Genomic DNA, 6,814 nt, shown 5'->3' on the forward strand with positions numbered 1-6,814 from the left:
GACGGCGGCCCACCCCGGCGCGGGGTGGGCCGCCGTCGTGCCGTCCACCTGTCGTTCAACTGGAATTCGTATGTTCTTCACAGCCGGCTCTGAGGTTGACCTGATTACCTCCCTTTCGTCCTAGCCGTTTGCAGATGGGCGACGAGAGATGCGAAACCCCCTTCGACGACGAGGTGTACCGCCCGATCCCACCGGGGACGGCCCGCCGGGGCCGGTCCCGCCGGAGCATCCGGCGCTGCGGGTCGCGAATGATCAGGCCGGTCACGCGTTGCGGGCGCCGAGCAGGCTGCACGCCTTCAACCGGTACGAGATCAAGTACGTGATGCCGTACGCCGTGGTGCCGGAGCTACGCGAGGCCCTCGCTCGCCGGCTCGATCTCGACGCCTACGCCGCCGGTGGCGGCTACGGAGTGTGGAGCGTCTACTACGACACGCCTGACCTGCGCTTCTACTGGGAGAAGATCGAGGGACTACGGTTCCGGCGCAAGCTGCGGCTTCGACACTACGGCGACCGGTTCCGAATCGACGACGACAGTCCGGTGTTCGTGGAGATCAAGCAGCGGGTCAACCGGGTCACGCAGAAGCGGCGGGTGGAGTTGCCCTACCGGCTCGCCCGGGATCTGTGCGACCGCCGGATGGCGGTCGACCACGACCCCGGGCAGGGGGCGTTCCTCGATGAGGTTCTCGACCTTCTCTGCCGGCTGGATCTGCGGGCCGTGGCGATGACCGGCTATCAGCGGGAGGCGTTCATCGGCCGGGACGCCGACTCCGGCCTGCGGGTGACGATCGACCACCGGGTGCGGGGGCGGGACCGGGACTTCCATCTCGGGGCGGACGTCGAGAACCGTCTCATCGTCCCGGCCCGGCTGGCCGTGGTGGAACTCAAGGCCGACGAGCGGGTTCCTCGCTGGCTCACCGACCTGACCGCCCAGATGAACATGTCCGTGGTGCGGGTTTCCAAGTACTGCCAGAGTGTCGAGGCGTTCGGTCGTGCGCCTCGCTCGATCTTTCATGTTGCCGACGACGACGCCGGTGCCCTGGTGCCGGCCGCCAACCGAAGTGAGGCGTGACAATGCCGTTCGATGTTCAGGATCTGTCCGGCACGTTCAGCATCGGCGACATCGCCATCGCGCTGTCGCTGTCGTTCGTGCTCAGTGCGATGATTGGCTGGGTCTACCGGTTCACCCACCGAAACGTCTCCTACAGCCAGTCCTACGTCCAGACACTGGTCATCCTGGGCATGCTGATCGCATTGATCATGCTGGTGGTGGGGTCGAACATCGCGCGGGCGTTCGCGCTGGTGGGGGCGTTGTCCGTGGTGCGGTTCCGTAACGCGATCAAGGAAACCCGCGACGTCGGCTTCATCTTCCTGGTGATGGGCGTCGGCATGGCCGCCGGTACCCGCTTCTACACGCTCGCGATCGTCGCTGCGGTGGCGATCAGCCTGATCATCGTGGTGATGTACCGGTTCAACTGGTTCGCATCGAGTGTCCAGCGGCAGGTGGTCAAGGTCCAGGTGCCGCCGGACGGCAACTACACCGCGAGCGTCCAGGACGTGCTCATCGCACACACCAGCGAGTTCGAACTGGTCAGCATGGAGTCCATCCGGGGCGGCGCGCTGACCGAGCTCATGTACACGGTCCGGTTGAAGAAGGGCCACGAGCCGGGTGACCTCATCAACGCCCTCGGTGAGCGTACCGGTGGCCAGCGGGTGACCGTCCTGACCGGCTACGACCAGACGGACCTGTGATGCCACGGTTTGCGATTCCGGAGTCGTCCGCGCCCCCACCGACGCCCCCGCCGGCTCGACGGCGACTGCGGCACCGGGTTCCGATCCGGGTGCGGCACTACTGGAAGCTGCTCGTGACGTGTGCCGCGTTCGTGGTCATCTGCGCGGTGGTGTTCAGCACCGTGCGGGTCGCGCCGCTGGTCGTCAGCAGCAGCGACCAGACCGCCGACGAGGTCACGCAGGATATCGCCGGCGCGGTCGACCTCTTCGACGCCGGGGTCGCCCACACGATCATGCTCACCTACCGGGAGAAGGACTACCAGGAGATCCTGGACGACTACTGGGACGACGGTGAGAAGACCTGGCTCGAGGCGGACCTCACGATCGACGGCGCCACCATCCCCAGCGTCGGTATCCGGCTCAAGGGCAACTCGACACTCTCCGGCCTGACCCGCAATGGTGAGTCCCGGCGTGCCGGGGCGGGCCGCGGCGGGTTGCCCGGCGGCGGGCAGATGGCCGGGCCTGGTGGTGCGCAGCCCGGTGGTGCTGGACCGGGCGGGTTCGGGCGGTCCTCCCTCAAGGCGGAGGAACCGGAGAACCTGCCCTGGCTGGTTCGCTTCGACGAGTTCATCGACGGACGCCGCTATCAGGGGCACCGTGAGGTGACGTTGCGGGTGGCGGGCATGGGTGGCGGCGGCGGCACGACGGTTCTCAACGAGGCCGTCGCGCTGGGGGCGCTCGCGGCCGCCGAGGTGGATGCGCAGCGTTACGCATACTCCAGCTTCACCGTGAACGACCGGCCGACCACCACCCGCCTCGTGGTCGAACATCCGGACGAGACCTTCGCCGACGCGCTGGGCGAGTCCGGTGTTCTGTACAAGAGCATATCGACCAGTCAGTTCACGGACCAGGGCGATGATCCCATCGACTACGCCGACGACTTCAAGCAGATCACCCTGAAGGGCAGCCAGGATCTACAGCCAGTCATCAAGCTGATCAAATGGGTCCAGGAGAGCAGCGACGCCGACTTCGACGCGCACCTCGCCGATCATGTCGACGTGACGTCGTTCGCTCGTTACGTGGCCGCGCAGAACCTGCTGCTCAACTTCGACGACATGTCCGGGCCGGGCCGGAACTACTACCTGTGGTACGACCTGAAGACGAAGAAGTTTTCCGTCATCGGCTGGGACTACAACCTCACCTTCTCCGGTGAGGCCACCCAGGGGCCGCATGACGCGGGCCGGATGGGTGGCCGGTCGCCGCAGGATGGTGCGGCCGGCGATCAGCCCCCGGCCGGTATGGATCGACCCGGCGCCGGGCAGTTCCCGGACGGCGGCGACGGTGAGGGGGGCCGGGCGCGGGGGATGATGAGCGGGCACAAGCTCAAGGAACGCTTCCTCGCCAGCGCGGCCTTCAAGACGGTGTACGAGGATGCCTATCGCGAGCTGTACCAGAAGATCTACGCGCAGAACGGCGCGCAGAAGGCGCTCGACGAGATCGTCGCCGTGCTGCCGACGGTCGGCGGCTACCAGGCGCAGACCACCGACACGGCAGTCGAGCAGCTCCGCGCTCTGATCGGGCGGCGCAGCGACCACCTCGCGACCGATGCGGTGATCACTGCCGGATGAGGCGTCCGGGCATGAACGAGCCGGTCGGCGGCGTGCGTGGAGGCATGTCGCCGATCGGCTCCGCCGGGTTCCCGCGGTGCCGGCACCTGCGGGGGCCGGATCAGGCCGGCACGTTACCGTTGAGGTAGGCGTTGATCTGGTCGATCTCCAACGCGTTGAAGATCTCGGGTTGATCCGCAGCCTGGTTGGAGTTGATGATCCGCTTGAACAGGTTGTAGTGGGCCATCGACCGCAGGCCGATGACGCGGTTGGGGGTTACCAGGTAGCCGGTACCGCCGGTGCTCCAGATCAGATACATCAGTCCGTCCTTGGTGACAATCTCGGGTGGAGTTCCGGGCGCCCCGGCATACGGGGCGCCCTTGAGAACCGACTCGGGGTCAACTCGCTGTCCGTTCGGCTGGAATATTTCAAGGTGCAGGTGCGGGCCGGTCGAGTGACCGGTGGATCCCACGTTGCCGATGTGCTGGCCGGCAGCGACCTGCGTGCCTGTCCCGACCCTGGGAGTCTCCCGCATGTGCCCGTAGACACTCCGCCAACCATCGGCGTGGGTGATGACGGCGTGGTGACCGAGGCCGCTCGCGCTGTACGAAACACCGGTCACCGTACCCGCCGCAATCGAGCGGATGGGATAACCGAGGATTCCCGAGTAGCTGTAGTCGGTTCCGTTGTGCATCCTGGACACGCCGGTGATGGGGTCCGTGCGTGGTCCGAACGTGGACGTGATGGGCACCCACTTGTCGAACGGCCGGTTCCACCTCGGAGTAGCGCCGTAGGCGGCCTCCGCGAGCCATGCCTCCGGAATGACGCCGGCGGCGAGCGCCGCAGTGACCAGGCCGAGCAGGCGACGGCGGTTGACGCCACGGGACGCCAGGTCGTCCCCCGGGCATGGTTCGTCGATTGCCTGCATCCGGCTCCCTGCTCCCGCTATCAGTCGACATCTAAGGACATGGATCTTAGGGGGCTCGGCTCGGCGGCTGTCAAGAGCCGGTCGGGCCGTCGCAAGCCGGAGTGGCACCGGTCGTCGGGTCGTCCACGTCCCACCGGGTCTCGTGCGCGTTGGACCGCGTGTGCGGCAGGCTGTCCGATTCGGCCATGGTGTGCGACAGGGCGCTCTGCCCGAATATCCTCCGGTCCACCCCGACGCCGTTGACGGCTGCCCGCGCTGCGACGTTCACTCGTCCTCCCGCAGCACCACCACCCCCCGGGCCGAAAGCCGCAGCGGCGCGCCGGGGTCGACCCGGTCTCCGGTGAGCAGGTCGACCCCGCCGGAGCGGGCGGCCACCTCGACCGGCTCGGACCGGTGGTTGAGCAGGAACAGCAGCCGGGCTCCGTCGGGGGTGACCCGAGTGGCCGACTCCAGACCCGGCAGGTCCGAAGCGGGGCCGAGCAGGTCGTGGCGGGCCAGCACCTGGCGCACCACCCAGGACACGCCGGTCCCGTCCAGGCCTGCGCCTACGTACCATCCGTGCCCGGCACCGAAGGTGTTGCGCGTCACTGCGGGGGTGCCGGCGTAGAAGTCGGCCCGGTAGGTGCCGATCACCTCCGCGCTCTGCGGAACGATTAGTTCGAACAGCAACCGGGCCTCGACCTCGAGCCGATCGTCGCTGCCGAGACGGACCGGGTTGACCACGTCGGGGCCGCGGGCGTCCCACTCGTCGACCCGTATCCCCATCAGCTCGCCGAGTGGCCCGGGTACGTCGGCCAGGAACGCGTTGTCGTTCTCGTCCACCCGGCCCGACAGGAACGTGGTCAGCACCGACCCGCCGCGGGCAGCGACCGCCTCCAGCCGGCGCGGCAGATCGCCCTTGAGCATGTGTAGCACCGGCGCGACGACGACGTCGTAGCGGGACAGGTCCGCGGTCACCGGGACGACGTCGAGGTCTGCCCCTGCGTCCCACAGCGCACGGTGGTACCGCTGCACCACCTCCAGGTACCGGACGAGTCGCGACGGCCCGTCGGAGATCTCCAGCGCCCACCAGCTGTCCCAGTCGAACAGCAACGCGACCCGGGCCGGGGTCCGGGCGCCCAGCGAGGCCGCGCCGAGCCGGTCCAGTTCGGCGCCCAGCTCGGCGACCTCGCGAAACACCCGGGTGTCCGAGCGGCCGGCGTGGCCGATGACCGCGCCGTGGTACTTCTCGCAGGCACCCCGCGCGGCGCGGAGCTGGAAGAACAGCACCGCGTCGGCGCCGTGGGCCACCGCCTGCCAGCTCCACAACCGCAGCAGGCCGGGTCGCTTCAGCGGATTGACGTCCCGGCAGGCGGTGCTGCTCGGCGTTTGTTCCATCAGCCAGAACGGCTGGCCGTCCTTGAGTCCACGCATGAGGTCGTGTGCCAGTGCCATCCGGGCGGCCGAGTCGTCGTCGGGCGGGTAGTTGTCCCAGGAGGCGAAGTCCAGTTCCGGCGCCCAGCGGTGATAGTCGATCGGGCGGTACAGGCCCATGAAGTTGGTGGTGACCGGGATGTCCGGGCTGTACTCCCGGATGGCGGATTTCTCGTCGCGGAAGTTGGCCAGCATCGCGTCGGAGGTGAACCGCAGATAGTCCAGCGTGATGCCGGCGAAGGCGGTATGGTCCGGCCCGCGCCAGTGCTCGGTCAGCGCCGACGGCGCCTCGATCTGGTCCCAGTCGGTGAAGGTGTGCGACCAGAAGGTGGTGTACCAGGCGGAGTTCAACTCGTCGATCGTTCGGTAGCGCTGGCGTAACCAGCTGCGGAAGCCGGCCGCGCAGAGGTCGCAGTAGCAGGCGCCGCCGTATTCGTTTCCCACGTGCCAGGCGGCGATCGCCGGGTTGCCGGCGTAGCGACGGGCGATCCGGCGGGCCAGCTCGGCGGAGAGACGGCGGAACACGGGGGAACTGGGGCAGGAGTTGTGCCGCTGCCCGAACCGGTGGCGGCGGCCCTCGAAGTCGGTGCGGGTCACCTCCGGGTGTGCCCTGGCCAGCCAGGGCGGATGCGCCGCTGTCCCGGTGGCCAGGCAGATGCTCCGCCCCTCGGCGGAGGCCCGGTCGACTATCCGGTCCAGCAGCGTGAAGTCGTAGACGTCCTCGGCCGGCTGGACGAGCGCCCAGTCGAACACCCCCAGCGTGACGAGGTCGATCCGGGCGGCGTCGAACAGCCGGTAATCCTGCTGCCACACGTCCTCGGGCCACTGCTCGGGGTTGTAGTCTCCACCGAAGAGAATCTTGCGGGTGACGGGAAGGCTCATGGGGTGAATCCGTCCGTCGACAACTTCCGGTAAGCGCGTGCCATCTTTCCGAAAAGTCATGAGCATCGCTACCGGGGTGCCCGTGAACCGATCGGTCATTTCCTGGCGCGGCCCGGCCCACGGAAGGGTCGGGAAGTGCCTGTACCGGGCGGGAGTCAGTATGGGGGGTGTCCCTATGGGTTTCGTCAAGCGGGGACGGGGCTGGTGGGGCGTGGTTGGTAGGGGATCTTGTCGCGGAGCATGGCGAACAGGACGT

The 6,814-nt window shown here is 68.0% G+C and carries 5 protein-coding genes; 3 read left to right on the forward strand and 2 right to left on the reverse strand.

Features of this window, described 5'->3' with window-relative positions; all coding sequences use genetic code 11:
- Positions 1-148 precede the first annotated feature (148 nt).
- The 3 genes from FB454_RS33535 to FB454_RS33545 all read left to right on the forward strand — a co-directional run bounded on the left by FB454_RS33535 (position 149) and on the right by FB454_RS33545 (position 3,356).
- On the forward strand, positions 149-1,069 hold the full coding sequence (locus FB454_RS33535) for a polyphosphate polymerase domain-containing protein (protein WP_047892850.1): 921 nt from the start codon (positions 149-151) through the stop codon (positions 1,067-1,069).
- A gap of 2 nt (positions 1,070-1,071) precedes the next feature.
- Positions 1,072-1,749, forward strand: a complete 678-nt coding sequence (locus tag FB454_RS33540) for a DUF4956 domain-containing protein (protein ID WP_013476149.1) — start codon at positions 1,072-1,074, stop codon at positions 1,747-1,749.
- Between the two features lie 89 nt (positions 1,750-1,838).
- Positions 1,839-3,356: a CotH kinase family protein gene (locus tag FB454_RS33545; protein ID WP_486485495.1), complete on the forward strand. Its 1,518-nt coding sequence runs from the start codon at positions 1,839-1,841 to the stop codon at positions 3,354-3,356.
- A 100-nt stretch (positions 3,357-3,456) separates the two neighbouring features.
- Here FB454_RS33545 and FB454_RS33550 read toward each other — a convergent pair whose 3' ends face one another.
- The gene (locus FB454_RS33550; RefSeq protein WP_030502021.1) at positions 3,457-4,263 is read right to left on the reverse strand and encodes a M23 family metallopeptidase; all 807 of its coding nucleotides are present in this window, start codon (positions 4,261-4,263) and stop codon (positions 3,457-3,459) included.
- A 264-nt stretch (positions 4,264-4,527) separates the two neighbouring features.
- Entirely contained in the window at positions 4,528-6,558 is a 2,031-nt protein-coding gene (locus FB454_RS33555; protein WP_047892854.1) for a beta-galactosidase, read from the reverse strand.
- Positions 6,559-6,814: the final 256 nt, after the last annotated feature.

Source organism: Micromonospora sp. CNZ297 (assembly GCF_007827625.1).